The sequence below is a fragment of the Tamlana crocina genome, assembly GCF_012037625.1.
Window position 1 is genome coordinate 1 of sequence record NZ_JAAVJS010000396.1, and the last position, 389, is coordinate 389.

The 389-nt window shown below is 36.8% G+C and carries 1 protein-coding gene; it reads right to left on the reverse strand.

Features of this window, described 5'->3' with window-relative positions; translation table 11 throughout:
* Positions 1-389 (reverse strand): nuclease domain-containing protein (locus tag HC176_RS17295; RefSeq protein WP_280818713.1); only part of this gene is annotated, 389 nt, incomplete at both ends.

A 389-nucleotide genomic window follows, 5' to 3' on the forward strand; every position in this document is an offset into this window, starting at 1 on the left:
TATGCTATATTTTCACGTTGGGAAGCCCTGTTCAGGAAGTGATCAACTACCCGAAGGATGAAATCTTTCACATCTTCAATTCCACTGTTCGTTCTTGAAGGTCTGACAGGGAATGCTCCAAGTCCAGGCAAAATTTCATGAAACCCTCTTTTTTCTAATACATCTGTACCCGGATAAAGAACATATGCTCCTCCGGTTCTTTTTATTGCGTCTTTGTATGCGTGCATTTTTAATAGATCAGCATTTTTATAAGAACCTTTTTGCTGATTTTTTTTCTCTTCATCTAGCTCCTTCTTTTCCTGTGTACAATCTCCCAGCTGATCTATTACCAAATTCTCTATTTTATATTTTTCATCAAAATGGATGTGAACGATTAGTTCTTCCTTTTC